The organism is Bounagaea algeriensis (genome assembly GCF_054491375.1).
The window spans coordinates 3,122,872-3,148,346 of sequence record NZ_CM137102.1 but is presented as its reverse complement, the minus strand read 5'-3'; the positions used below and the strand labels follow the sequence as shown (position 1 = coordinate 3,148,346).

Annotated in this window: 22 protein-coding genes; 18 read left to right on the top strand and 4 right to left on the bottom strand. The window is 71.1% G+C overall.

Annotated elements, in window-relative coordinates:
• The first annotated feature begins 4 nt into the window (after positions 1 to 4).
• A complete protein-coding gene (locus ACVGV2_RS14300; protein WP_459162866.1) occupies positions 5 to 556 on the top strand; it encodes an adenine phosphoribosyltransferase in 552 nt (183 codons plus the stop codon).
• A gap of 338 nt (positions 557 to 894) precedes the next feature.
• Positions 895 to 3,207 carry a RelA/SpoT family protein gene (locus tag ACVGV2_RS14295; protein WP_459162865.1) on the top strand — a complete coding sequence of 771 codons (2,313 nt, stop codon included), beginning with the start codon at positions 895 to 897 and terminating at the stop codon, positions 3,205 to 3,207.
• Here ACVGV2_RS14295 and ACVGV2_RS14290 read toward each other — a convergent pair.
• Positions 3,183 to 3,461 (bottom strand): hypothetical protein, encoded by a 279-nt coding sequence (locus ACVGV2_RS14290; protein ID WP_459162864.1) that lies wholly within the window; start codon positions 3,459 to 3,461, stop codon positions 3,183 to 3,185. The two genes, ACVGV2_RS14295 and ACVGV2_RS14290, sit on opposite strands and share 25 nt — an antisense overlap.
• Before the next feature lie 202 nt (positions 3,462 to 3,663).
• On the opposite strand from ACVGV2_RS14290, the gene ACVGV2_RS14285 reads away from it, so the two are divergent.
• Genes ACVGV2_RS14285 through ACVGV2_RS14275 form a run of 3 tightly spaced genes read left to right on the top strand, consistent with a single transcriptional unit; the run spans position 3,664 to position 6,267 of the window.
• Positions 3,664 to 4,326: an MBL fold metallo-hydrolase gene (locus ACVGV2_RS14285; RefSeq protein WP_459162863.1), complete on the top strand. Its 663-nt coding sequence runs from the start codon at positions 3,664 to 3,666 to the stop codon at positions 4,324 to 4,326.
• A gap of 34 nt (positions 4,327 to 4,360) precedes the next feature.
• A complete protein-coding gene (gene hisS / locus ACVGV2_RS14280) occupies positions 4,361 to 5,629 on the top strand; it encodes a histidine--tRNA ligase (protein WP_459162862.1) in 1,269 nt (422 codons plus the stop codon).
• Complete coding sequence (locus ACVGV2_RS14275; protein WP_459162861.1) at positions 5,626 to 6,267, top strand: hypothetical protein; 642 nt, start codon at positions 5,626 to 5,628, stop codon at positions 6,265 to 6,267. The genes hisS and ACVGV2_RS14275 overlap by 4 nt, the downstream gene beginning before the upstream one ends.
• 95 nt (positions 6,268 to 6,362) lie before the next feature.
• On the opposite strand, the gene ACVGV2_RS14270 is transcribed toward ACVGV2_RS14275, so the two are convergent.
• The 3 genes from ACVGV2_RS14270 to ACVGV2_RS14260 form a co-directional block, all read right to left on the bottom strand.
• Positions 6,363 to 7,826: a YibE/F family protein gene (locus tag ACVGV2_RS14270; RefSeq protein WP_459162860.1), complete on the bottom strand. Its 1,464-nt coding sequence runs from the start codon at positions 7,824 to 7,826 to the stop codon at positions 6,363 to 6,365.
• Between the two features lie 122 nt (positions 7,827 to 7,948).
• A complete protein-coding gene (locus ACVGV2_RS14265) occupies positions 7,949 to 8,983 on the bottom strand; it encodes a baeRF2 domain-containing protein (RefSeq protein ID WP_459162859.1) in 1,035 nt (344 codons plus the stop codon).
• A 53-nt stretch (positions 8,984 to 9,036) separates the two neighbouring features.
• Positions 9,037 to 9,261: a hypothetical protein gene (locus ACVGV2_RS14260; protein WP_459162858.1), complete on the bottom strand. Its 225-nt coding sequence runs from the start codon at positions 9,259 to 9,261 to the stop codon at positions 9,037 to 9,039.
• Between the two features lie 305 nt (positions 9,262 to 9,566).
• Here ACVGV2_RS14260 and ACVGV2_RS14255 point away from each other — a divergent pair, with 305 nt between their 5' ends.
• The 13 genes from ACVGV2_RS14255 to ACVGV2_RS14195 all read left to right on the top strand — a co-directional run bounded on the left by ACVGV2_RS14255 (position 9,567) and on the right by ACVGV2_RS14195 (position 25,431).
• Complete coding sequence (locus ACVGV2_RS14255; protein WP_459162857.1) at positions 9,567 to 10,796, top strand: Rv2578c family radical SAM protein; 1,230 nt, start codon at positions 9,567 to 9,569, stop codon at positions 10,794 to 10,796.
• A 288-nt stretch (positions 10,797 to 11,084) separates the two neighbouring features.
• Positions 11,085 to 12,866 (top strand): aspartate--tRNA ligase, encoded by a 1,782-nt coding sequence (gene aspS, locus ACVGV2_RS14250; protein ID WP_459165995.1) that lies wholly within the window; start codon positions 11,085 to 11,087, stop codon positions 12,864 to 12,866.
• A 350-nt stretch (positions 12,867 to 13,216) separates the two neighbouring features.
• On the top strand, positions 13,217 to 14,437 hold the full coding sequence (locus ACVGV2_RS14245) for an aminoglycoside phosphotransferase family protein (protein WP_459162856.1): 1,221 nt from the start codon (positions 13,217 to 13,219) through the stop codon (positions 14,435 to 14,437).
• A gap of 352 nt (positions 14,438 to 14,789) precedes the next feature.
• Positions 14,790 to 15,155, top strand: coding sequence for a hypothetical protein (locus ACVGV2_RS14240; protein ID WP_459162855.1), 366 nt, complete (start codon positions 14,790 to 14,792; stop codon positions 15,153 to 15,155).
• Positions 15,156 to 15,285: 130 nt separating this feature from the next.
• Positions 15,286 to 15,870, top strand: coding sequence for a carbonic anhydrase (locus ACVGV2_RS14235; protein WP_459162854.1), 585 nt, complete (start codon positions 15,286 to 15,288; stop codon positions 15,868 to 15,870).
• An 85-nt stretch (positions 15,871 to 15,955) separates the two neighbouring features.
• On the top strand, positions 15,956 to 17,533 hold the full coding sequence (locus ACVGV2_RS14230; RefSeq protein WP_459162853.1) for a SulP family inorganic anion transporter: 1,578 nt from the start codon (positions 15,956 to 15,958) through the stop codon (positions 17,531 to 17,533).
• Between the two features lie 163 nt (positions 17,534 to 17,696).
• Positions 17,697 to 19,070: a replication-associated recombination protein A gene (locus tag ACVGV2_RS14225; RefSeq protein ID WP_459162852.1), complete on the top strand. Its 1,374-nt coding sequence runs from the start codon at positions 17,697 to 17,699 to the stop codon at positions 19,068 to 19,070.
• A gap of 93 nt (positions 19,071 to 19,163) precedes the next feature.
• Entirely contained in the window at positions 19,164 to 20,129 is a 966-nt protein-coding gene (locus ACVGV2_RS14220; RefSeq protein ID WP_459162851.1) for a 2-hydroxyacid dehydrogenase, read from the top strand.
• 154 nt (positions 20,130 to 20,283) lie between these two features.
• The gene (locus tag ACVGV2_RS14215; RefSeq protein WP_459162850.1) at positions 20,284 to 20,691 is read left to right on the top strand and encodes a DUF948 domain-containing protein; all 408 of its coding nucleotides are present in this window, start codon (positions 20,284 to 20,286) and stop codon (positions 20,689 to 20,691) included.
• Positions 20,688 to 21,023, top strand: a complete 336-nt coding sequence (locus ACVGV2_RS14210; protein ID WP_459162849.1) for a hypothetical protein — start codon at positions 20,688 to 20,690, stop codon at positions 21,021 to 21,023. The genes ACVGV2_RS14215 and ACVGV2_RS14210 overlap by 4 nt, the downstream gene beginning before the upstream one ends.
• A gap of 66 nt (positions 21,024 to 21,089) precedes the next feature.
• Positions 21,090 to 23,759, top strand: coding sequence for an alanine--tRNA ligase (gene alaS, locus ACVGV2_RS14205; protein ID WP_459162848.1), 2,670 nt, complete (start codon positions 21,090 to 21,092; stop codon positions 23,757 to 23,759).
• On the top strand, positions 23,756 to 24,226 hold the full coding sequence (gene ruvX / locus ACVGV2_RS14200; protein ID WP_459162847.1) for a Holliday junction resolvase RuvX: 471 nt from the start codon (positions 23,756 to 23,758) through the stop codon (positions 24,224 to 24,226). Before alaS ends, ruvX begins: the two co-directional genes overlap by 4 nt.
• Positions 24,223 to 25,431 carry an endolytic transglycosylase MltG gene (locus ACVGV2_RS14195; RefSeq protein ID WP_459162846.1) on the top strand — a complete coding sequence of 403 codons (1,209 nt, stop codon included), beginning with the start codon at positions 24,223 to 24,225 and terminating at the stop codon, positions 25,429 to 25,431. Before ruvX ends, ACVGV2_RS14195 begins: the two co-directional genes overlap by 4 nt.
• Positions 25,432 to 25,475 lie beyond the last annotated feature (44 nt).

Here is a 25,475-nt window from a genome sequence, read left to right as displayed (position 1 = left end):
TCTGATGCGGGCGACGGAGAACATCGCGGTGGCCGGCAGCGACGCGGAGCTGCAGCGGGCTGCCGAGCTGATCCGCGAGGTACCGGACTTCCCGGAACCCGGGGTGCTCTTCCAGGACATCAGCCCGATGTTCGCCGATGCACGCGCCCTGGCGGCGATCGTGCGCGAACTGGGTCACGGTGCGGAGTTCGACCTGGTGGCCGGCGTGGAGGCGCGTGGCTTCCTCGTCGGCGCCGCCGTGGCGCACGCGTTCGGCACGGGCGTGGTCGGCTTGCGCAAACCCGGCAAGCTGCCCGAGGTGGCCGATCGCGTCGACTACGAACTCGAGTACGGGCAGGCCTCGCTCGAACTGCCCGCGGGCACGTTGCGTTCCGACCGGCGGGTGCTCGTGGTGGACGACGTGCTGGCGACCGGCGGCACGCTGGCCGCGGCGGCCGAACTGGTCCAGCGGGCGGGGGCCTCGGTCGCGGGTCTGGCGGTCGTGCTCGAACTGAGCGCGCTGGGCGGGCGTGCACGCTTCGGCACGTACCCGCCGCACGCCCTGTTCAGCGCGTGACACCTCCGCCCGCGCGGGATCGTGGCCGGCGCGGAGGAGCGGTCCGTGCGGGAGCGCGGTCGGTGCGGGAGTGTCGGGGGCGTGCGTCGGCGCTGGTGGGCGGTGGTGTTGGAGGCGGTGCCGGGAGTGCACCGGGCCCGCTCGTCGTCGCCGACGGGTGTGCGGCTGATCGGTGCGGGCGAAGTGGTGCTGTCGCTCGCAGCGGTACGGGACCGCTCGCCGGACACACGCGCGGGCGGGGGAAGGTCACTGCGGCGAACGGCGTTATTCTCAATGCCCGGGCCATTACGACCGACCCGGGCCGAACGCCACAGTCGCCAGTGCCTCGGGAGCGTGCGGTGAGTCAACACGTGGAATCCCCCGCTTCATCCGGATCGTCCGCGCAGCCGCGGGGTGCCTCCGCGACCCGCCGGGTGCGCGCCCGGTTGGCGCGGCGGATCACGGCGCAGCGCGCCACACCGGTCAAGCAGGTCCTGGAGCCGCTGGCCGCGGTGCACCGCGAGGTGCACCCGCAGGCGGACCTGGGCGTGTTGCAGCGCGCCTACGACACCGCGGCCCACGCGCACCGCCACCAGCAGCGCAAGTCCGGGGACCCGTACATCACGCACCCGCTGGCGGTGGCGACGATCCTCGGTGAGCTGGGGATGGACACGACCACGCTCGTGGCGGGCCTGCTGCACGACACGGTCGAGGACACCGAGTACTCGCTGGACAAGCTCACCACCGACTTCGGCGAGGAGGTCGCCCACCTGGTCGACGGGGTGACCAAGCTGGACAAGGTCAAGCTGGGGCAGGCGGCGGAGGCCGAGACCATCCGCAAGATGGTCATCGCCATGGCCCGCGATCCGCGGGTGCTGGTGATCAAACTGGCCGACCGGCTGCACAACATGCGCACGATGCGCTTCCTGCCGCCGGAGAAGCAGGCCACCAAGGCCCGCGAGACCCTCGAGGTGCTGGCGCCGCTGGCGCACCGGCTCGGCATGGCCACGATCAAGTGGGAGCTGGAGGACCTCGCCTTCGCGATCCTGCAGCCCAAGAAGTACGACGAGATCGTGCGGCTGGTCGCCAACCGGGCGCCGTCGCGGGACACGTACCTGCGCACGGTCATCGACGAGCTGTCCGGCCACCTGGACGCGGCCAAGCTCTCGGCGAAGGTCGAGGGGCGGCCGAAGCACTACTACTCGATCCACCAGAAGATGATCATGCGCGGTCGGGATTTCGACGACATCCACGACCTCGTCGGCGTGCGCATCCTGGTGGACGAGCTGCGCGACTGCTACGCGGCCATGGGCGTGGTGCACGCGCTGTGGCAGCCGATGCCGGGGCGGTTCAAGGACTACATCGCCCAGCCGCGCTTCGGCGTGTACCAGTCGTTGCACACGACCGTGATCGGCCCGGAGGGCAAACCGCTCGAGGTGCAGATCCGCACCCACGAGATGCACCGCACCGCCGAGTACGGCATCGCGGCGCACTGGCGCTACAAGGAGACGCGGGGGCGCAACGGCAGCGGGCAGTCCGGGGTCGAGGTCGACGAGATGGCCTGGATGCGGCAGCTGCTGGACTGGCAGCGGGAAGCCGCCGACCCGGGCGAGTTCCTCGAATCGCTGCGCTACGACCTGGCCACCCGCGAGATCTTCGTGTTCACGCCCAAGGGCGATGTGATCACGTTGCCCTCCGGGGCGACCCCGGTGGACTTCGCGTACGCGGTGCACACCGAGGTGGGGCACCGGTGCATCGGTTCCCGCGTCAACGGCCGGCTCGTCGCGCTCGAGCGCAAGCTGGAGAACGGCGAGGTCGTCGAGATCTTCACCTCCAAGGCCGAAGGTTCCGGGCCGAGCCGCGACTGGCTGTCGTTCGTCGCCTCACCGCGGGCGAAGACGAAGATCAAGCAGTGGTTCGCCAAGGAACGCCGCGAAGAGGCGATCGAGAACGGCAAGGAGTGGATCACCAAGGAGGTGCGCCGGCTGGGCATGCCGGTGCAGCGCCTCGTCTCCTCCGAGTCGCTCGGTGCCGTCGCCAAGGAGATGCACTACGTCGACGTGACCGCGCTGTACGCGGCGGTCGGGGAGCGCCAGGTCTCGGCGCACCACCTCGTGCAGCGGCTGGTGTCGCTCATCGGCGGGCCGGAGCAGGCCGCCGACGAGGTCGCCGAGCGCGCCACGCCCTCCACGCTGCAGGGGCAGCGGCGGGTCTCCGGCGACTCCGGCGTGGTCGTGGCGGGCACGGGCGACGTGTGGGCCAAGCTCGCCCGCTGCTGCACCCCGGTGCCCGGGGACGACATCCTCGGCTTCGTCACCCGCGGCGGATACGTGAGCGTGCACCGCACCGACTGCACCAACGCCGACGACCTGCGCAGCAAACCGGAACGGCTCGTCGACGTGCACTGGGCGCCGTCGGCCTCCTCGGTGTTCCTCGTGGCCATCCAGGTGGAGGCGCTGGACCGGCACCGCCTGCTGTCGGACGTGACCAAGGTGCTCGCCGACGAGCGCGTGAACATCCTGTCCGCTTCGGTGGCCACCTCCAACGACCGGGTGGCGGTGAGCCGCTTCTCGTTCGAGATGGGCGACCCGAAGCATCTCGGCCACGTGCTCAAGGCCGTGCGCAACATCGAAGGCGTCTACGACGTCTACCGCGTCACCTCGGCCACCTGATCCGCGGGTGCCACCTGAGCTGCGGGAACGCCCGCCCCGGCCCCCACCGCCTGCTGATCGGGCAGCGCCTGCTGGTCGGACTGCGTCAGCACGACGTAGCCGCCCGCGAGAGCGGCCGCGACCACGAGCACGGTGACCACCAGGGTCACCACGCGGCGCCGACGCGTGCGCTCGGCGCGCTGCTGCAGCTCGTTCCGCAGCTTGCGCTTGGCCTCCTGGCGACGCTCCTCGTTGTCGTGACCGGTCCCGGTCATGCGCACCTCCGGCGAACGTGGTGACCTCCGCCCGGGAGTGTAAGGACGCGTACTGCCCGGTACGCGTGCGGTACCGCCCGTCGCCGGGGGCCGCCGCCACCGGGCGGTACTCTAGGGTGGCTTCGGTTCCCGGCTGTCGCGTGCACCTCGCAGCCCCGGGTTCGCCCACCAAGACCGCGGAAACGAGAAGGGACCGGCTGGCGTGCTAGTGCTGGGATTCCCCGTCGGACCGTTGCAGGCCAACTGCTACGTGCTCGCTGCCTCCGACGACGCCCCGTGCGTCGTGATCGACCCGGGCCAGGACGCGACCGAGGAGTTGGACGCGCGGCTGGCAGAACACCGCCTCACGCCGGCGGCGGTGCTGCTCACGCACGGCCACTTCGACCACGTGCTCTCCGCGGGCGAGGTCTGCGAGCGCCACTCCGTCCCGGCGTGGATCCATCCCGACGACGAGTACATGCTCGCCGACCCGGCGGCGGCGCTCGGCCCGATGGGCACGCAGCTGTTCGGCGAGGACTTCGCCGCCCACCCGCCGCAGGACGTGCGGCAGGCCACCGCGGGCGCGCGGCTCGACCTCGCCGGACTGCGCATCGACGTGCTGCACACCCCCGGTCACACCGGCGGTGCGGTCGTCTACAGCGCGGAGACCGCGGAAGGCGGGCGGCTGCTGTTCACCGGCGACACGCTGTTCGCCGGTGCGATCGGCCGCACCGACCTGCCCGGCGGTGAGCACAGCGAAATCCTGGACTCGCTGCACACCACCCTGCTGGGCATGCCCGACGAGGCCGTCGTCCTGCCCGGGCACGGACCGACGAGCACGATCGGCCAGGAGCGCGCGGGCAACCCGTTCCTGCAGAACGCCTGAGGACACGCCGGCACTTCGAAGAGAACCGAGACCGATGAGCACATTCACCGCCCCGAAGGGCATCCCGGAGTACTACCCGCCGCGGTCGGCGGCGTTCCTGACCGTGCGCGACACGCTCGCCGACGCCGCGCGCCGCGCCGGGTACGGCTACCTGGAGCTGCCCCTGTTCGAAGACACCACCCTGTTCGCCCGCGGAGTCGGCGAGGCCACCGACGTCGTGTCGAAGGAGATGTACACCTTCCCCGACCGCGGCGGCCGTTCGGTGACGCTGCGCCCGGAGGGCACGGCCGGGGTGATGCGTTCGGTCATCGAGAACGGCCTGGACAAGGGGCAGCTGCCGGTGAAGCTGCAGTACGCCGGCCAGTTCTTCCGCTACGAACGCCCCCAGGCCGGTCGGTACCGGCAGCTGCAGCAGGTCGGGGTCGAGGCGATCGGCGTCGACGACCCCGCGCTGGACGCCGAGGTCATCGCCATCGCCGACGAGGCCTACCGGCGGCTGGGCCTGACCGGCTACCGCGTCGAGCTCACCTCGCTCGGCGACAGCACCTGCCGCCCGGCCTACCGGGCGAAGCTGCTGGAGTTCCTGCGCGGGCTGCCGCTCGACGAGGAGACGCAGCAGCGGGCGGAGCTGAACCCGCTGCGCGTGCTCGACGACAAGCGCCCCGAGGTGCGCGAGCTGCTCGCCGACGCGCCGCTCATGGCCGATCACCTGTCGGCCTCGGCCGAGGAGCACTACGAGCAGGTCAAGCAGCACTTGGCCGACCTGGGCGTGCCGTTCACCGAGAATCCGCGGCTGGTGCGCGGTCTGGACTACTACACGAAGACGACGTTCGAGTTCGTCCACGACGGGCTCGGCGCCCAGTCGGGCATCGGCGGCGGCGGTCGCTACGACGGTCTCATGGCCGAGCTCGGCGGGGCGGAGCACTCCGGCGTCGGCTTCGGCCTGGGCGTGGACCGCACGTTGCTGGCCTGCGAAGCCGAGGGGCTGGACATCGGCGAGACCGCGCACTGCGACGTGTACTGCGTGCCGCTCGGCGAACAGGCCAAGCGCCGGCTGGTGGCCGTTGCCGGGCAGCTGCGCCGCACCGGGACCCGCGTGGACATGTCCTACGGCGACAAGGGGCTGAAGGGCGCGATGAAGGCGGCCGGCCGGTCCGGTGCGCGGTTCGCCCTCGTGCTCGGCGAACGCGACCTCGCCGACGGCACGGTCCAGCTCAAGGAGCTCGACAGCGGTGAGCAGCGCTCGGTCGCGCTGGAGACCGTGCGCGACGAGGTGCTCGGTGCGCTGGCGGAGGCGCGATGAGTGCCACCGAGGAATCGGTGCCGCTGAACCTGCTCGACCGCTCGCTCATCCGGGCCCGGGCGCGCAACGTCGCCATCGCCGCGGTGATCGTCGGGGCGGCGCTGGGCGGCGTGATCGGACTGTTCGCCGGGCCGCTCGGCTTCGTCGTACCGTTCGCGGTCGTGGCGGTGCCGCTGCTGCTGCTGGCGCTTACCGAAGCGCGCCGGGACACGTCGCTGCGCGGAACCGAAGTGCGGGTGCGGGCCCTGGGCACGCGGGTGGTCGACCTCGCCCGGGCGGGGGAGCTGGACCTGCTGGTCACCGACGTGCGCGGGGCGCGGACGATCAGCCTGCTGGCGACCGGTCCGCCGAAGAACAAGACGGTCACCCTCGCGCTGGCGATGTACGCCGGGACCGGTGGGCGCGAGCTGGACATCCTCGCGCTGCGCCGGATCGCCGACACGTTGGCGGGCATCGGCACGGCGCAGGCCCTGGTGCTGTCCGACCTGATCGTGGCCCAGCTGCGGGCCGAAGCCCGCGGCGACGCGGCCGCGGAGCGCCCGCTGTACCGCCTCGGCTCGATGGCACCGGAAGGCCGCGTGGCGCAGAAGCTCGACCCGTCCGCGGTCGCGCGCTTCGTGGCCGCGCTGGACAGCTGACCAACTGAGTCCGCCCGGTGCGCGGTGCCGTCCGCTCCGGATGCCGCTGCTGGTGCTGGGCTGGGTGCTCGGTGCTGCGCGTTTCGGCGGTGCCCTCATCGGGGTGCGCGCGCCGTCTGTGCGGTGGCGGACCGCGCCGACGCCGCCGCACCCGCCCGCACGGCCCGCACGGCGGGGTGCGGACCGGCTGCGGACCCGCTGCGGACCACGGCCGCGGCGAGCGCGGTGGTGACGGGCACCGCGGCGATGATGCCGATGCTGCCGACGAGGGTGCGCACGGCTTCCTGCGCGACGTCCTGCGAGGTCGCGATCGTGCGGAAGTCGCCGCCGGAGAGGCTGTAGGACAGCAGCAGCGGCAGCGCGGCACCGGCGTAGGCCAGCACCAGGGTGTTGACCGAGGACGCGACGTGGTCGCGCCCGATGCGCAGCGCGGCGCGGTACAGCTGCCGCCAGCTCAGCCGGGGGTTGGCCTCGTGCAGTTCCCACACCGCGCTGGTCTGGGTGACGGTGACGTCGTCGAGCACGCCGAGCGCACCGATGACGATCCCGGCCAGCAGCAGGCCCCGCGCGTCGATCGGCGCGTTCAGCGCCCCGATGAGCTGGGTCGTCTCCTCGTCGAGGCCGGTCAACCGCGTCGCGCCGGAGAACACCGCGCTGAGCAGGCCGATGAGGCCCAGGCTAGCGAGGGTGCCGAGCACGGCGGTGGAGGTGCGCGCGGACAGTCCGTGCGCCAGGTACAGCACCGCGAACATGATCACTCCGGAGGCCACCAGCGCCACCAGCAGCGGATCGCGCCCGGCGAGGATCGCGGGCAGGGCGAAGCCGATGAGGACGGCGAAGCTCACGAGGATGCCCAGCAGCGAGCGCAGCCCCTTCCACCGGGCGAGCACCAGCACCGCGGCGGCGAACAGCGCGACGAGCGCGAGCAGGCCGTGGTCGCGCTGGAAGTCCACCACCTGGTACGAGCCGGCGCTTTCCGGAGCGGCACCGGAGTAGGACAGGACGACGCGGTCGCCCGCTCCGAAGCGGGGCGTGCCGGAGTCGACCGGCACGACCTGCTCGACCGTGTTCCCGGCCGCGGGTCCGTCGGACATGCTCACGCGCAACCGGGCGCAGTCCCCGCCGGAACTGCCGGAGCTATTGGAACTGCCGGTGCTGCCGAGCGTGCAGGAGCCGCGTTCGGCGGCGACGACCTCGCCGTGCACCGATGCGGTGTCGAATCCCGGGCCCGCAGCTGAGCGGGGCCGTTCCCCGAACGGGTGGAGCACGAGCATCCCGATGAGCGCGGCCAGCAGCACCGGTCCGAGCACGGCGGTGAGCACTGCCCGCACGCGCGGGGAGGCCGAAGCGGCCGGGCCGTGACCGTGGCCCGCGTTCGGGGCGGCGGTGTGCGCGTCCGGGCCGTGTTCCGCGGGCGAGTAGTGCGGCCGTGCGTGCGGCGAGGTGCGGTGGTCCCGGTGCGTCTCGGCGGACTCCCGATGCCTCGCGAGCGAACGGTGCGCCTCGGACGAGTGCGGGGTGCGGGACCGGTGCGGTTCCGACGGGCGTCGCTCGGGCACCCGATCATTATGCGCGGGCGCGGTCGGAGGGCTGGCCGCGTGGTCGTGCGTTCGCGACGCTCACCGGTGCGCCGACTGCCGCCGGTGAAGCGGCCGGTGCCCTCCTCGCGGGCGAAAGCGCCTCAGCCGTGGGTCGGGAACCGCAGCAGGGCGCCGACGCCGTCCGGCAGAGCGGTTCCGCCGGCGACCAGCGAAAGCTGCGAGTCGGTCTCCGCGCACGCCTTGAGCAGCGAAGCCTCCCGTTCGGCTTCGGCCCCGTCCTCGAACAGGAGCGTGTCGACCGCCGCCATCTCGGCGGCCTGCGCGACGCGCTCGGCTCCCTGCGCCGAATTCCCTTGCGCCAGACCGGTTTCCAGTCGCGCGGAGTTGTCGCTGCGGAGGCGCTCGTTCGCGTTCTGCGCGGTGGTCACCAGTTCCTGGGAGAGGACGTCCTCCGAGGCGCCCTCGTTGCGGCCGCTGCGTTCGGTCTCGGTGAGGATCCCCACCAGGTCGGGCGGCAACACCTCGCGGAGCTTGGTGCGCGCCTGGGGGGCGCCGGCCAGGACGAGCACGTCCGGGGCGAAGTCGGCGGCCAGGTCGCTCACGCGGGAGGCGATGTCCTTGGCGTTGCGGCCGAGGTTCTCGTCGGCGTGCCGTTGGATGTGCTTGTGCGACAGCGCCTGACCGCGGGGCTTGTGCACGCCGGTCTGCGCGCTTCCCTCGACGACTTCGGAGTCCACGTTCCGCGGGTTGTGCTGCTCGGCGACGACCGTCCGGCGCACCTGGGCGCCTTCCTGGTCGATGAGCACGACGAGTTCGCGCACGGCCCGAGCCTGCTCGCGCACGTACGCACCGAGTTCCGGCACGTTGGTCCAGTGCGCGGCGTCCCCGGCGCCGAGAGCGGCGTCCCACTGCTCGTCGAGCACCACTCCGGAGTCGTCGGCCACGAGCACGCGCCCGTCGACCTGCGCCTCACGGGGGGTCGCGCCGGACAGGGCGTCGTCGAGGGCGCTCACCGCGGCTTCGTTCGCCGCCCAGGACTGCAGGCGCTCCCGGAGCGCCTTCCAGCGCAGGCGGAACTGCTCGTTGGCGTCCTCGGCCGGGGGGCGGCTTTCCAGGTACACCGTGGCGAACGGGCCCTGCCTGCCGTACACGTGCCGCAGCGGGGACAGTTGCATCGTGCCCTCCCGATTCGTCGAAGGTCAGCGGTCGCGTGCTGCTCCGGGAGCGGTCACGTCGGCACCACCGGAGCCACCCAGCCGTCGTCGGCCTGCGTCCACTCGGCGTCGGGGCGCCGCGTCCAACCGGCCGCGCGCAGTTCCGCATCGGCCTGCGTCGGCTCGTTCACTCCTGCGGGCAGATCCAGCTCGGTGACGGGGGCGCCGCGGTCGTCGCGGACGGTCACTCGTGCGTGTGCGCCTGCCTGGGAGGTGACGAAGTGGGCGTTGTTCGCCATCGTGGCGGATCACCTTCTTCCCGGCTGGGCGTGCCAGCCGCGTGTGCTCGTTCCGGTTCGCACGTCCCGGAGCTGCGGTGCGTCCTCCTGCGGTGCGCCCTTCTGGTGTGCGCCGCTGGACGTCCCGCACCGGGCCGTCATCGGTAGGAGCGATGTACCCGGTCGCGGGTGGCGGGCAAACGTGAGCCGGGCGGGCCGGTGGGCGGTGCTGCGCTCGCGGCCGTGTTGCAGCTGCGGCGGAGTCCACTCGATCGCGGGACGCGGAGCACCTCGACAGGTTTTCGATTGTTTGTTCGAATAGATCTATGCGTTGGGAACAGCAGCGAGTGCACCCTCCGGTATCCCCGCCGGCAGCTTCTACACCGACAGCATCTCCGCCGGCAGCTTCTACATCGGCAGCATCCCCGCCGGCAGCGGGCTCCGCCGGCACGGCCGGACGGCCACGCACCGCGGAGCTGCCCTTGGAGGTGCCGGACGCGGCGTCGCAGTCGGAGCGCGGGGATCGCCGTGCGGGGCTGCGGCTGCCGGATCCGGTGCCGATCGAAGCGGGGGAGCAGGACGCCTACGCCATCGAAATCCGCGCCAAGTCGATCCTCAATCGCGTTCCCGGCGCTTCGCGGGTGCCCTTCGAGTGGACGATCAATCCTTATCGTGGTTGCACGCACGCCTGCCGCTATTGCTTCGCCCGCAGAACGCACACCTATCTCGAGCTGGATTCCGGCTACGACTTCGACAGCAAGATCGTGGTGAAGGTCAACGCAGGCTCGCTGCTGCGCCGCGAGCTCGCCTCCCCGCGGTGGCGGGGCGACCCGGTCGCGCTGGGTACGAACACGGATCCGTACCAGCGGGTGGAGGGGCGTTACGGGCTCATGCGCGAGATCATCGCCGCGCTGCGGGATCACGCCAATCCGTTCTCGATCCTCACCAAGGGCACTCTCGTGCTGCGGGATCTGGACCTCATCGGCGAGGCGGCCGCTGCGACCTCGGTCTCCATGGCCGTGTCCATCGGTTCGGTGGACGAGCGGTTGTGGCGGCAGGTGGAACCGGGCACGCCCTCGCCGCTGCGGCGCGTTGACGTGGTCCGGCAGTTCGCCGCGGCCGGTATCGGGTGTTCGGTGCTGATGGCGCCGATCCTGCCCGGGCTGACCGACGGGGAGGAGCACATCGACGGGACGGTCGCCGCGCTGGCGCGGGCCGGTGCTGCGAGCATCACGCCGATCGTGCTGCATCTGCGTTCGGGCGCTCGCGAGTGGTACCGCGAGTGGTTGCGGGAGGCCTACCCCGAGCTGCTGCCGCTGTACGCGCGGCTGTACGGCGACGGGGCGTACGCGCCGCAGTCGTATCAGCGCGATGTGCTGGCGCGGGTGCGCGAGGCCGAGCGGCGCCACGGGCTCGGAGGGCCGGCCGGCGAGTCGTTCCGCCGCCCTGGTGGCGAGGAATCGGCGGAAGGTGGGAGTCCGGCCCGCGGCGGGTCTCCGCAAGAGCCCTCCGCGCCCGACGCGGCGGTGGTTCAGGAGCAACTCGCGCTGCTGTGAAGCCCGCCCCGCGGTCGTGGCCGAACCGATTCCCTTGAGCCGTTCCGAGGGGGCTCGAGGGGGCCGCCGGGCGAGGCCTGCCGGAAGCAGGACTGCCGGCGGAAGGGCCGTCGGAGCAGGGGCGGTCACTCCCGGACGGGGCTGGTCACGAAGCGCCGGGAGTTGCCGATAGTCTGAAGGCCTCGCGTGCCCGCTGTGCAGGTCCACCGCGTGGCGGAACCGCGCAGCGAGGCAGCGAACGCGAGCGAGGAACTCGAGCAAGCCGCGACCCGCAAGGAGCACAGTCCCGTGATGCGCACGCACAAGGCCGGATCGCTGCGCGCCGGTCATGCCGGGCAGTCCGTCACCCTCAGCGGATGGGTGGCGCGTCGCCGCGATCACGGCGGAGTGATCTTCATCGACCTGCGCGATGCATCAGGGGTGGCTCAGGTCGTCTTCCGCGAAGGGGAGATGGCCGAACGCGCTCACCGGCTGCGGGCGGAGTTCTGCGTGCGCGTCACCGGTGAGGTCGTGCAGCGCCCGGAGGGCAACGAGAACCCCGAGATCGGCACCGGCTGGATCGAGGTCACCGCCACCGACCTGGAGGTGCTGTCCGAGGCCGCCCCGCTGCCGTTCCAGCTGGACGAGAACCTCGAGGCCGGTGAGGAAGTGCGCCTGCGGCACCGCTACCTCGACCTGCGGCGGCCCGAGCAGACGCGGATCATGCGCCTGCGCAGCGAGAGCAACCGGATCGCGCGTGATGTGCTGTCCGACCGGGAGTTCGTCGAGGTCGAAACGCCGACGATGACCCGCTCCACGCCGGAGGGGGCGCGCGACTTCCTCATTCCGGCCCGGTTGCAGCCGGGCAGTTGGTACGCGCTGCCGCAGTCGCCGCAGCTGTTCAAGCAGCTGCTCATGGTCGGCGGCTTGGAGCGCTACTTCCAGATCGCGCGCTGCTACCGCGACGAGGACTTCCGCGCCGACCGGCAGCCGGAGTTCACCCAGCTGGACATCGAGATGAGCTTCGTCGAGGCCGATGACGTGATGGAGCTCGGCGAGGCCATCATGGCGGGGCTGTGGCGGGAGCTGCGCGGGCACGAGATCCCGCTGCCGATCCCGCGGATCAGCTACGCCGACGCCGTCGCCAAGTACGGCACGGACAAACCGGACCTGCGGTTCGGGCAGGAACTGGTCGAGTTGACCGAGTACTTCGCGGAGACCCCGTTCCGCGTGTTCCGCTCCTCCTACGTCGGCGCCGTGGTCATGCCGGGAGGGGCGGACCAGCCGCGCCGGCAGCTCGACGCGTGGCAGGACTGGGCCAAGCAGCGCGGCGGCAAGGGGCTGGCCTACGTGCTCGTCGGCGAGGACGGCACGCTGTCCGGGCCGGTGGCCAAGAACCTCTCCGATTCCGAGCGGGAGGGGTTGGCCAAGGCGGTCGGCGCCAACCCGGGTGATTGCGTGTTCTTCGCCGCCGGTGAACCCGGCCCCTCGCGGGCGCTGCTCGGTGCGGTCCGGCTGGAGATCGGTGAGCTGTGCGGGCTCATCGACCACGAGGCCTGGGCGTTCGCGTGGATCGTGGACGCGCCGATGTTCCAGTCCACCGCCGAGTCCGACGACGTGGCCGTCGGCACCGGCAACTGGACCGCGGTGCACCACCCGTTCACCGCGCCGAAGCCGGAGTGGGTCGAGGAGTTCGATCAGGATCCGGGCGGTGCCCTGTCGGACGCCTACGACCTGGTGTGCAACGGCAACGAGATCGGTGGTGGATCGATCCGCGTGCACCGCTCGGACGTTCAGCAGCGCGTGTTCGACGTGCTCGGCATCAGCGAGGAGCAGGCGCAGGAGAAGTTCGGCTTCCTGCTCGAGGCGTTCAAGTACGGCCCGCCGCCGCACGGCGGTATCGCGTTCGGCTGGGACCGGATCTGCATGCTGCTGGCCGGGGCCTCCTCGCTGCGCGACGTGATCGCGTTCCCGAAGACCGGTGGCGGTTTCGACCCCTTGACCGGTGCGCCCGCCCCGATTACCGCGCAGCAGCGCAAGGAAGCGGGCGTGGACGCGAAATCGACGCAGAAGAACGCATCGAACAAGTAGTACCTGCCAGACGAGTGGCACGTGCCGGGTCGACCGGGACAGGCGTAAGCGGCCGGTGGCAAGATTCGCGCCACGCGCGATCAGGCGTGCGGCGGCGGGTGTTGAAGGTCACCGCTGTCGGCCGGGGCGGTGGCGGTGTGCCCCTGTTCGGGTTGAACCTGTACGGATCCGGTGACGCCGCGGACGCGGTGTGTGTACTGTTCCCCTGATCATGTGGTGGGTGCGGCGCGGTGCGCACATGCGCGGCGGGCCGCGAGCACAACACGTGGTCGGTACACGTGTCCGGAATGATCAACTTGACCGGTCATGCGCAGCCGTGCCCGGACGAGTCGGGGTAGTGTCGGGAGACGATGAGCGTAGAGATCACCAGCGGTCCTCCGGAGATTCGCGCTGCCGCCGGCGGGGAGGTCACCGACACGGTCGGAACCGCGGAGGCGGTTCTGAGCAAGTGGACCGGGGCCGCGGTGCGGTTGGCCGACGCCGAGGACCTGGGAGGTAGTGGCCGGTCCGTCGTGCTCCGCGTGCGGGTCGCCGAATCGCCGTTCGACCTGCCTCGTACGCTCGTGGTCAAGCATTACGGCGCCTGCTCGGAGCAGGCGCGGTCGGACCCGTTCGCGCACGAGGCGGCGAGTTGCCAACTCGCCACAGCGTTGTCACCGGAAGCACGGGTCGGGCCGGAGCTCATCGCGCACGACGCTGCGCAGCGCATCCTGGTGCTGGAAGACCTGGGGCGCGGGTCCACGCTGGCCGATGTGCTCTTCGCCGATGACGCGCGCGCGGCCGAGCGGTCGCTGCTGGCCTGGGCGCGTGCGCTCGGCAAGTTGCACAGCACCACCGCCGGCTGCGACGCCGATTTCGACGCGCTCATGCGCCGTCTCGGTTCGCAGCAGGCGAGCGACCCGGTCACCGAGGACATCCTGCAGGCCTGTTCGGAACTTCCCGGCCTGTTGGCGGACACGCTGGGCGTGACGGTTCCGGCGAGCGTGTCGGAGCGGCTGGCCGCGGCCACGGAGTTGCTCACCTCGGGGCGGTACCGGGCGTTCAGTCCTTCCGACATCTGCCCGGACAACAGTTTAGTGACCGAAACCGGGGGGCGTTTCCTCGATTTCGAGGGGGGCTGCGTGCGCGACGTGGTGCTGGACGCGGCTTACCTGCAGTATCCGTTCCCGTCCTCGTGGTGCTCCTACGCGCTGCCGGACAACGTGGCGCGCGGAATGCTGGACACCTGGCGTTCCGAGGTCTCCCAGGTGTGGCCGGAGCTCGACGACGATGCGGTGCTCATGCCACGCCTGTTCGAGGCCGAGTTGCTCTGGGTGTGGGTGTCCACGTGGTGGTTCCTGCCGCGTGCCGGTGAGAACGACCGGCCGGTCGACCTGCAAATGCCCTCGCCGCGCCGCAGCACGGCACTCGTGGACCGGTGGCGGCACGTGCGGTCCAGCGCCGAGGGGGCTGAGATGGGGGATCTCGCCGAGTTCGCCGGGGCGGTCGTGGACGCGCTCGTCGAACGTTTCGGCGCCGGAGCGCTGCATCTCGTGCCGTACCCCGCGTTCGGGGAGGGAGAGCGCGGCTGAAGCGGGCGGCACCGCCGAAAATGAAATCGATTCGGTTAATTCGCGTGCCGCACGACCAAGAGTGCTGCGTCGGGAAACACCGCGTTCACGTGTAGTCGAATGCGCATACCACCATCGCGGGAAGTGTCGCGACGCGTGCTTCGGACGAGGCTTTCGGCGCTTTCCCGAAATGTGGGCGGCGGGGTGGATCCGTTGCGTTGATCACCCGTTCCGTGGCTTGCGGGATCACGAGTGCGATCGGTTACCCTGAGTTCAGCCCTTCGTCATTTCCTTCGGCCAGGGTGGTCGCCAGCGAAGGTTGGGCTGTAGTTTCCGGGAGGCTCGGGTGTGCGGAACTCGGCGTGTTGCGCGAGTGGTGGTCTGGGTGCTGCTCGGTCTGGGGCTGGTCGTGCTCTCGCCGCTGGCCGCGACCGCAGAAGTGGATCCGTACACCGTGGCGGAAATGACGAAATCACGCTCCACCGCGGAAATAGCGAAAACCCAGAGCGCTGAGCAGGAGGAGCAGCAGCGCGAGCATGCTTCCGGTGAGGTGCTCAAGCGACGGTTCGTCGTACCGGGCCATGCTCCGCCGTGCTTGTTCGAATTCAATTTCCGCTCCTTCTCCGGTGCCGACCAGGTGCTGTCCTCGGAGGAGCACCTCGTTTTTGGTGACAATTCGCACCAACTGGGCCTGCGAAAGAGACCTCCGGCAGTCGTGCTCAGCGTGTTCCGACTGTGAATCCGTCGGTTCGAAAACAGTTCCGCCCTGTTTGCAACAGGTGGTGCCGACGACGTCGCTGAACACGACTGTGAGGCGAATTGTGAATTTCGAAGCGTACCTCGCGCGTGTCAAAAACCATGCGAGCACGGTGACCGAGGAGTACTGCCACGAGCTCGCCGCCGGGCAGAGTCCGGACGCGCTTTTTGTCACCTGCTCGGATTCCCGCGTGATCCCCAGCCGGCTCACGGGCGCCGAACCGGGCCAGCTGTTCGAACTGCGCACCGCGGGCAACGTGGTACCGGCCTACCTGCCCGACGCGGGCAGCAGTGAGATGGCCACGATCGAGTACGCGGTGCTGCGACTGCGCGTGCCCGAGATCGTCGTGTGCGGGCACTCGCACTGCGGAGCGGTGACCGCGATGGCCACCGCCGGTCGCGGCCTGTCCGACATGCCCGCGTTGTGCACCTGGTTCGAGCTCACCGGTGGTGCGGACGGGAACGACCCGGGCGGGGACGACACCGAGGTCGACCCCGCGGTGCGCGCCGCGAGCCAGCAGCACGTGCGCGATCAGCTCACCAAGCTGCGCGAATACCCCTTCATCCGAGACCGGATCGCCGATGGGGAACTCGGCCTGCACGGCTGGTTCTTCGAACTCGACACCGGTCGAGTCCACACATTGGAGTGTGGCTCCGACGCAGCCGACGCGAACACGGCTGTCTTCCACCCCCTGTGAAGCCGCGGACGACCCGGGCACGGGGAGGAGTGCGCCTCCTTCCGCCGCGAGTCGGGCCGTCCTGTCGACGCGCCTGGAGTGCACAGTGACTCGAACGTCTCAGAACGAGACTCGGAAGCCATCCAACCGGAGCGGTGGCCCCGCGCCTTCCCGCTCCTGGTCCAAACAAACCCTGCTGGCGGACTTCTCCGCCTCCCTCGTCGTGTTCCTCGTGGCCGTGCCCCTCTGCGTCGGGGTTGCGGTCGCCTCCGGCGTCCCCGCCGAACTCGGCATGATCACCGGCATCGTCGGCGGACTCGTCGTGGGCTTGTTGCCCGGTAGCACGATGCAGGTCAGCGGGCCCGCAGCCGGACTGACCGTGGTGGTGTCCTCGGCCGTGGCCGAGCACGGGCTCGCCACGCTCGGCATCATCGTGCTCATCTCGGGACTGCTGCAGATCCTGCTCGGCCTCTCCGGGCTCGGCAGCTGGTTCCGGGCGATCTCACCCGCCGTGGTGCAGGGCATGTTGGCCGGCATCGGCCTGGTGCTCATCCTCGGCCAGATCTACCCGTTCGGCGGGCAGGAGCAGCCCGCCACCACAGGGGAGAAGTTCTCCGGCGTGCCCGATCTGGTCGGCCACGCGCTGACCGCGCCCACCGGCCTCGCCTCGCTCGGTCTGGGGCTGGCCACGCTCGTGCTGCTCGGCACGTGGAAGAAGCTGCCGAAACCGCTCAGCTCCGTGCCCGCTCCGCTCGTGGCCGTGGTCGTCGTCAGCACGGCCGCGGCGGTGTTCGCGCTGCCCGTGAGCACCGTCGAGGTGGGTTCGCTGCTGGAGGCCGTGAACATGCCGTTCCACGGTTCGGCGTTCGACGAGCTGCTCACCCCCGCGCTGTGGGGCACCGTGCTCACGTTCACCCTGATCGCCTCGGCCGAGAGCCTGTTCAGCGCCGCCGCGGTCGATCGGATGCACAGCGGTCCGAAGACGCACTACAACAAGGAGCTCGCCGCGCAGGGCGCCGGCAACGCCGTCTGCGGCGTGTTCGGCGCGCTGCCGATGACGGCGGTCATCGTGCGCAGCTCGACCAATGTCAACGCGGGGGCGGTGACGAAGACCTCGCGCATCCTGCACGGCGCCTGGCTGCTGCTGTTCGTCGTGTTCCTGCCCGAGGTGCTGGCGTTCATGCCGAACGCGGTGCTGGCCGCCCTGCTCATCCAGGCCGGGTGGAAGCTGCTCGACCTGCGCCAGGTCGTGCGGCTGGTGCGCACCAACAGGGCCGAGGCCGTCGTGCTGCTGGTGACCACCGGCATGATCGTGGGCACGGACCTGCTCATCGGCACGCTGACCGGTCTGGCCCTGGCCGTGGTCAAGAGCGCGTTCGAAATGTCCCGGATGTCGCTGCGCTCGCACCACGACGAGGAGCACAACCAGGTGCGGGTGGAACTCGGCGGCAACGCCACCTTCCTGCGGTTGCCGCGGTTGCTGGACCACCTCGAGCGGCTGCCCAGCGAGCGGCACGTGCGCCTGGACCTCACGCGGGTGCGCCACCTCGACCACGCCTGCCAGCAGGCCGTGCAGAGCTGGGCCAGCCAGCGGCGCGGTGAGAGTGAGCACGACGTCGAAGTCGCGTTGCCGCACCAGCAGGACGATCACGAGGGGGAACGGGGCCTGGCCACCACTCGCTGAACAGGCCCGGCGCCAGGTGTTCACCCCGCGGTGAGGTGGAACATTTCTCGAGAAAAGTCGCCGACATTTCTCGAGAAATGTTCCACGCGGGGGCGCGGCGTGCGCGGGCGGGACGCGGGCCGCGGCGGCCGGGGTGTCCGCTGCGGCGGGTAGCGTCGGGGCCGTGAGCGATGGCCTGTTCGACGAGGGGTTGTTCGGCGCCGATGCGGAGGAGCGCGCCGAAGAGCAGTTGACCGAGCACGCGCCGCTGGCGGTGCGGATGCGTCCGCGCAGCCTCGACGAGGTCGTCGGACAGGAGCACCTGCTCGGCGCCGGAGCGCCGCTGCGCCGCCTCGTCGAAGGCGCCGCACCCGCCTCGGTGCTGATGTACGGCCCGCCCGGGACGGGCAAGACGACGCTGGCCAACCTCGTCTCCCAGGCCACCGGCCGCCGTTTCGTCGCGCTGTCGGCGCTGTCGTCCGGGGTCAAGGAAGTGCGCGGGGTCATCGAGGAGGCTCGCCGCAGGCTCGGTCGCTCCGCCGAGGCGACCGTGCTGTTCATCGACGAGGTGCACCGCTTCTCCAAGACCCAGCAGGACGCGCTGCTCGGCGCCGTCGAGGACCGCACCGTGCTGCTGGTGGCGGCGACCACGGAGAACCCGTACTTCTCGGTGGTCTCCCCGCTGCTGTCGCGCTCGCTGGTGCTGCAACTGCACAGCCTCACCGAGGACGGCCTGCGCGGGCTGCTCCGGCGCTCCGTGGCCGAAGAGCGCGGGCTGGACGGCGCGGTGTCGGTCGAGCAGGACGCCGAGGACCACCTCGTCGCGCTGGCCGCCGGCGACGCGCGGCGCGCGCTGACCGCGCTGGAGGCCGCGGCCGAGTCCACCCTCTCCACCGGTGGTGAGCGCATCGACCTGGCCACGGTGGAGGCCACCGTGGACCGGGCGGCAGTGCTCTACGACCAGACCGGCGACCAGCACTACGACATCGCCAGCGCGTTCATCAAATCCATCCGCGGCTCGGACGTGGACGCGGCGCTGCACTACCTGGCGCGGATGGTCGACGCCGGCGAGGATCCGCGCTTCATCGCCCGCAGGTTGGTGGTGCACGCCAGCGAGGACGTCGGCATGGCCGACCCCACCGCGATGCAGGCGGCCGTGTCCGCCGCGCACGCGGTGCAGTTCATCGGCATGCCGGAGGGGCGGCTGTCGCTGGCCCAGGCCACGGTCCACCTGGCCACGGCGCCCAAGTCGAACGCCGTGATCACCGCTATCGACGAGGCCGTCACCGACGTGCGCGCCGGCAAGGCGGGACCGGTGCCGCCGCACCTGCGCGACGGCCACTACGCGGGGGCGAGCAAGCTCGGCAACGCGCAGGGCTACGCCTACCCGCACGACCGGCCCGAGGGTGTGCTGCCGCAGCAGTACCCGCCGGACGAGCTCGTCGGCCGCGACTACTACCGGCCCACGACGCACGGGGGCGAGCGCACGCTCGCCGACCGCGTGCCGAAGCTGCGCGGGCACGTGCGCGGCGACGTGCGCGGCGAGGCGGAGTCCTGAGAGCAGCCGGGCGCGGGGCGTCCGGTCACCGGTGGCCTGCCAGCGGCCGCGGCGCGGTAGATTGCCCGCCGAACCCGGCGCGAGGAGGTCGCGGTGCCCAACCGGATCGTGGTCACCAGGTGGATTCCCGAGCAGGCGCGGCAGCGTCTCGCCGAAGCGGGCGAGGTGCACGTGTGCGGCCAGGACCGGCCGCTGCAGCGGGCCGAGCTGCACGAGGTGGCGAGCGGGGCCGACGCGCTGGTGACGATGGTGCAGGACCGCGTCGACGCCGAGCTGGTCGAGGCCGCCGGTCCGAACCTGCGCGTGGTGGCCAACGTGGCGGTCGGGCACGACAACGTCGACGTGGCCGCGCTGCGCGAACGCGGCGTGGTCGTGACGAACACCCCCGACGTGCTCACCGACGCCACCGCCGACCTGGCGCTGGGGTTGCTGCTCATGGTCACCCGCCGGCTCGGCGAGGGCGAGCGGTTGCTGCGCGCGCAGCAACCGTGGAACTTCCACCTCGGTTTCATGCTCGGCAGCGGGTTGCAGGCGAAGACCCTGGGCATCATCGGGCTCGGCGGGATCGGGCGCGCCGTCGCCCGGCGCGCCCGCGCCTTCGGCATGCACATCGCCTACACCGGGCGGAGCCGGGCCGACGCCGAGGTGGAACGCGAGCTCGAAGCCACCTACCTCGGTCAGGACGAGCTGCTGCGCACTGCGGACGTGGTCAGCCCGCACTGCCCGCTGACCCCGCGGACGCGGCACTTGATCGACGAGGAGGCGCTGCGGGCGATGCGGCCGGAGGCGGTGCTGCTGAACACCAGCCGCGGGCCCGTGGTGGACGAGCGCGCCCTCGTGCGCGCGCTGCAGGCCGGGGAGATCGCCGGTGCCGCGCTGGACGTGTTCGAGCGCGAACCCGAGGTGCAGCCGGAGCTGCTCGGCATGGACAACGTCGTGGCCGTGCCGCACCTGGGGTCGGCGACCCGGGAGACGCGGGGGGCGATGGCCGACTTGGCCGCGCGCAACGTCGTCGGGGTGCTCGAGTCCGGGACCCCGGTCACCCCGGTGGGCGGCTGAGAGCAGCAAACCCGGCACCAGATCTTTCCGGCACGCGCGCGGGTGGAAGCGGTCAACCCGAAGCGACGCGGTAGCCTGACGGCGATCACAAGGCCACCCGCGTGCGAGCCGGCACCGGTGGTCGCAGTACGTCGTCGAAATTTCGGGAGGGCACGTGACGCCCACGCAGATCGCCGCGCTGATCGCAGCGGGCGCGTTCGTGCTGCTGGTCGTGCTGCTGGCGATCCCGCTGGTCAAGCTCGGCCGCACGCTGGATGCGGCGACCACCGCGATTCGCAAGGCGCACGAGAACTCCGACCCCCTGTTCACCGGCGCGAACTCGACGCTGAACCACGTGAATACCCAGCTGGAGCGGGTGGACGGGATCACCGCGCACGCCAAGACGGTCAGCGGCAACGCCTCGGCGCTGTCCTCGCTGTTCACAGCTACACTGGGAGGGCCGCTGGTAAAGACGGCCGCCTTCTCGTACGGGGTGAACAAGGCCGTGCGGGCGCGCCGGAAGAGGAAGGCGGCTCCCACGGGCCGGCATTCCCGCCGCAGGGGCAAAGGAGGACCCAAGTGAGGCGCCTGTTCTGGTTCGGTGCCGGGGTCGCGGCCGGAGTGGCGGTGACCCGCAAGGTCAACGCGACCACCCGGAAGGCCACGCCGGCAGGTGTGGCCGAGCAGCTGGGCGGCGCGATGCGCGATCTGGCCGACTCGGTGGGCGCCTTCGGCGCCGACGTGCGCGCGGGGATGCGGGAACGCGAGCAGGAGCTCGACGAGGCCGCGCAGGACGGGCGGGTCGCCGAGGCGGCGCGCGCGGCCGCCGCGACGCCGGGGGAGCGCACTGCGAACACTCCCGGCGCCGGTGCTGCGGCGGCCGACCAGCGCCGAGCGCGCCGGGCTGGACGCTGAACGCTCCAGCGCAGCGCCGCTCGTCCCGCCGAGAGCTCGTTTCGACCATCGCCTGAGGACTTCACCGTGCAGACCCACGAAATCAACCGTCGCTTCACCGAGCACTTCCGCGCCGCCGGCCACACCGTGGTGCCGAGCGCGTCGCTGATCCTGGACGACCCGACGCTGCTGTTCGTCAACGCGGGCATGGTCCAGTTCAAGCCCTACTTCCTCGGTGACGCCCCGGCCCCGTACCCGCGTGCCACCAGCATCCAGAAGTGCGTGCGCACCGGGGACATCGACGAGGTCGGCAAGACCACGCGCCACAACACGTTCTTCCAGATGGCCGGCAACTTCTCGTTCGGCGACTACTTCAAGGAAGGTGCGATCGCGCAGGCGTGGGACCTGGTGACCAAGTCCCAGGCTGACGGCGGGTTCGGCTTCGACCCCGCCCGGTTGTGGGTGACCGTCTACGAGCACGACCGGGAGGCCGCCGAGCTGTGGCGGTCGGTCGCCGGTCTGCCGCCGGAACGCATCCAGACCCGCGACGCCGAGGACAACTACTGGGACATGGGCGTGCCCGGTCCCGGCGGCCCGTGCTCGGAGATCTACTACGACCGCGGTCCCGAGTACGGCCACGAGGGCGGCCCCGTCGTCGACGAGGACCGCTACATCGAGATCTGGAACCTCGTGTTCATGCAGGACATCCGAGGCGAGAGCAGCCCGAAGGAAGGCGCGCCCGTGCTCGGTGAGCTGCCGACGAAGAACATCGACACCGGCTTGGGCATCGAACGGGTCGCCTGCCTGCTGCAGGGCGTGGACAACGTCTACGAAACCGACCTGGTCCGCCCGGTGATCGCCAAGGCCGAGGAGCTGTCCGGCCGGCGCTACGGCGATTCGCACGAGGACGACGTCCGATTCCGCGTCATCGCCGACCACGCCCGTTCCGGCGTGATGCTCATCAGCGACGGCGTCACACCCGGCAACGAGGCCCGCGGCTACGTGCTGCGCAGGCTGCTGCGCCGCATCGTCCGGTCGGCCCGCCTGCTGGGCGTGCACGAACCGGTGCTCGGCGAGTTCGCCGCCGTCGTGCGCGACGCCATGGCTCCGGGGTATCCGGAACTGGTCGACGAGTTCGACCGGATCGACTCGGCGGTGCGCAACGAGGAGTCGGCCTTCTTGGCCACGCTCTCGACCGGGTCGAAGATCTTCGACACGGCCGCGCGGGAGACGAAGAAGGCCGGCGGTACCCAGCTGCCGGGCGACAAGGCCTTCCAGCTGCACGACACGTACGGGTTCCCCATCGACCTGACGCTGGAGATGGCCGCCGAGCAGGGGCTGTCGGTCGACGAGCAGGGTTTCCGGAGCCTGATGGACGAGCAGCGGCGGCGCGCCAAGGAGGACGCCAAGGCCCGCAAGCAGGGCCACGCCGACCTGTCCACCTACCGCGATCTGCTCGACCAGCACGGCACCACCGAGTTCATCGGCTACACCGACCTGGGCGGGCAGAGCCGCGTGCTGGGACTGCTCGTCGGCGGCCAACCCGCCAAGACCGCCGGTGCGGGCACCGAGGTGGAACTGGTGCTGGACCGCACCCCGTTCTACGCCGAAGGCGGCGGGCAGATCGCCGACACGGGCAAGCTCGTCGGCAGCGGTGCGGAGGTCAAGGTGCACGACGTGCAGCGCGCCGTGCCGGGCCTGTTCGTGCACCGCGCCACCGTCCTGGCCGGTGAGGTCGGCGTGGACGCCGTGCTCGAGGCCGAGGTCGACGCCAACCGCCGGCGCGCCATCGCCCGTTCGCACTCGGCCACGCACCTGGTGCACGCGGCGGTGCGCGGCGCCTACGGCAAGCGGGCCGCGCAGGCGGGCTCGCTGAACTCGCCGGGACGGATGCGCTTCGACTTCACCGCCCCCTCGGCCGTGTCCGCCTCCGTGCTCGGCGGTGTCGAGGAAGAGGTCAACGAGTACCTGCAGAACGACGTCGAGGTGCAGTCCTACAGCACCACGATGGACCGGGCCATGGAGCTCGGCGCGATCGCGCTGTTCGGCGAGCAGTACGGCGACCAGGTGCGCGTGGTCGACATGGGCGACTACTCGCGCGAGCTGTGCGGTGGCACCCACGTCGGCAGCATCGGCCAGCTCGGGGTGGTCAAGCTGGTCAGCGACTCCTCGGTCGGCTCCGGGGTGCACCGCGTCGAAGCCCTCGTCGGCATGGACGCGATGCGCTACATCAACAAGGAGCACATGCTGGTCAGCCAGATCGCCGATCAGATGAAGGTGCCCGCCGAGGAACTGCCCGGGCGCATCGAGCAGACGGTCACGCGGCTGCGCGACACGGAGAAGGAACTCGAGCAGTTGCGCGTGCAGCAGGTGCTGTCCTCGGCCGGGGATCTGGCCGAGAAGGCCGTGGACGTGCACGGGGTGACCTTCGTGGCCGAGCGGGTCGCCGACGGCGTCGACGGCAACGCGTTGCGCTCGCTCGTCGGCGAGGTGCGCGGCCGCCTCGGCAGCCGCCCGTCGGTCACCGCGCTGTTCTCCGTGCAGGACGGCAAGGTCAACTTCGTCGTCGGCGTCAACGAAGCCGGGCGGGACGCGGGCCTGGCAGCCGGCAAGCTCGTGCCGGTGTTCGCCGGCGATGTCGACGGCCGCGGCGGCGGCAAACCGGACATGGCCCAGGGTGGCGGCTCCAACCCGGAGGGCATCACCGCCGCCGCGTCGACGCTGCGCGAGGAGATCGGCCGGGTGATGCTCGGGTGAGTGCCGACTGCCCGGATCCCGGTCCGGGGCGGCGGCTGGCCGTCGACGTCGGCGGAACGCGCATCGGCGTGGCGATCAGCGATCCCGCGCCGGTGCTGGCCACCCCGGTGGAAACGGTTCGGCGGGACCGGCGTCGCGGCAGCGACCTGCGGCGGCTGGCCGCGCTCGTCTCCGAGTACGGCGTGGTCGAGGTCGTCGTGGGACTGCCCGTGACGATGGCGGGGGAGGAAGGCCACTCCGCCGGCATGGCCAGGCGGTTCGGCGACGCTCTGGCGCCTCGGATCGCTCCGGTGCCGCTGCGGTTCACCGACGAACGGCTGACCACCGTCACCGCGAGCCGTATGCTGAGCGAGCGGGGGGTGCGGGGCAAGGAGCAGCGCGCCGTGGTGGACCAGGCCGCGGCCGTGGAGATCCTGCAAGCATGGTTGGACGCTCGGGGGCGTAGTGCGGAAAGGGACAATTGGTGAGCGACGATCTCGGATTGTTCGCGGACGACCCCGATGACGACGATCCGTCCCGGACGGAGCGCGGTCCGGGATTATTCCGCCGGCGCAAGCGGCGCCGCTGGGTGACCGCCATCGCCGGGGTCTGCGTGTTCGTCCTGGTGGTGGCCGGTGCGCTGTACGGCGTGAGCCAGATCCGCGAGCTGCGGTCCTACGAGGACTACGAGGGCGGCGGTCACGGCGACGTCGTCATCGAAGTGGCCTCCGGCGACACGATCAGCGCCATCGGATCCACCCTGAGCGAGAAGAACGTGGTGGCCAGCGCCCAGGCGTTCGTCGCAGCTGCCGAGGAGAACCAGCGGATCAACAGCATCCAGCCCGGCTACTACCTGATGAACAGGGAGATGTCGGGACGCGCCGCTGTCGAGCACATCGTCTCCGACGAGGCCCAGGTGGGGCGTGTCGAGGTGCGCGGCGGGATGCGGTTGGAGGACCAGCTCACTCCCGACGGCGGGCGCGAACCGGGCGTGCTCACGCGGCTCGCGCAGGCCACCTGCACCGGCGGTGCGCAGGAGTGCGTCACCTCCGAGCAGATGCACCAGGCCGCCGCGACCGCGGACCTCGCCGAGCTGGGCGTGCCGGAGTGGCTGCGCGGCGAAGCCGCCGAGGGAGAGGGTTTCCGCAGGTTGGAGGGTCTGATCCAACCCGGCGTCTACGACATCGAACCGGGTGGCGACGCGGCGAGCGTGCTGCGTTCGGTGCTGCGCAGCTCCACGGCGAAGCTGGAAGCCGCCGGTGTGCCGCAGGCCGCGGAGCAGACCGGTCGTTCCCCGTACGAGCTGTTGACGGTCGCGTCGCTGGTGCAGAGCGAGAGCATCGAGAAGGACTTCCCCAAGGTGGCCCGGGTCGTGTACAACCGGCTCAACCCGCCGGGGATGCATCTCGGGATGGACTCGACGATCAACTACCCGCTGGACAAGCCCAGCCTGTTGACGAAACCGGAGGACCGCAACCGGCCCGGCCCGTACAACACGTACCAGAACTACGGGCTGCCGCCGACGCCGATCTCCGCGCCCAGCCAGGAGGCGATCGCCGCGGCGAAGGAACCGGCCGAGGGCGACTGGAAGTACTTCGTCAAGTGCTACCCGGACGGGACGTCGTGCTTCGCCGCGACGCAGGAGGAGCACGACCGCTACATCCAGCAGGCCCAGGAACGCGGGGCGTTCTGACGGCCCCTGAAGCTGGCAACGCCGGGCCGGTCCGGGTCCGACAT

Excerpts from the sequence above, each read along its gene's own strand:
- ACVGV2_RS14290 (WP_459162864.1), bottom strand. The coding sequence starts at position 3,461 with ATGACCGGGACCGGTCACGACAACGAGGAGCGTCGCCAGGAGGCCAAG.
- hisS (WP_459162862.1), top strand. The coding sequence starts at position 4,361 with ATGAGCACATTCACCGCCCCGAAGGGCATCCCGGAGTACTACCCGCCG.
- ACVGV2_RS14260 (WP_459162858.1), bottom strand. The coding sequence starts at position 9,261 with ATGGCGAACAACGCCCACTTCGTCACCTCCCAGGCAGGCGCACACGCA.
- ACVGV2_RS14255 (WP_459162857.1), top strand. The coding sequence starts at position 9,567 with ATGCGTTGGGAACAGCAGCGAGTGCACCCTCCGGTATCCCCGCCGGCA.
- ACVGV2_RS14300 (WP_459162866.1), top strand. The coding sequence starts at position 5 with ATGCGGGCGACGGAGAACATCGCGGTGGCCGGCAGCGACGCGGAGCTG.
- ACVGV2_RS14245 (WP_459162856.1), top strand. The coding sequence starts at position 13,217 with ATGAGCGTAGAGATCACCAGCGGTCCTCCGGAGATTCGCGCTGCCGCC.
- ACVGV2_RS14265 (WP_459162859.1), bottom strand. The coding sequence starts at position 8,983 with ATGCAACTGTCCCCGCTGCGGCACGTGTACGGCAGGCAGGGCCCGTTC.
- ACVGV2_RS14275 (WP_459162861.1), top strand. The coding sequence starts at position 5,626 with ATGAGTGCCACCGAGGAATCGGTGCCGCTGAACCTGCTCGACCGCTCG.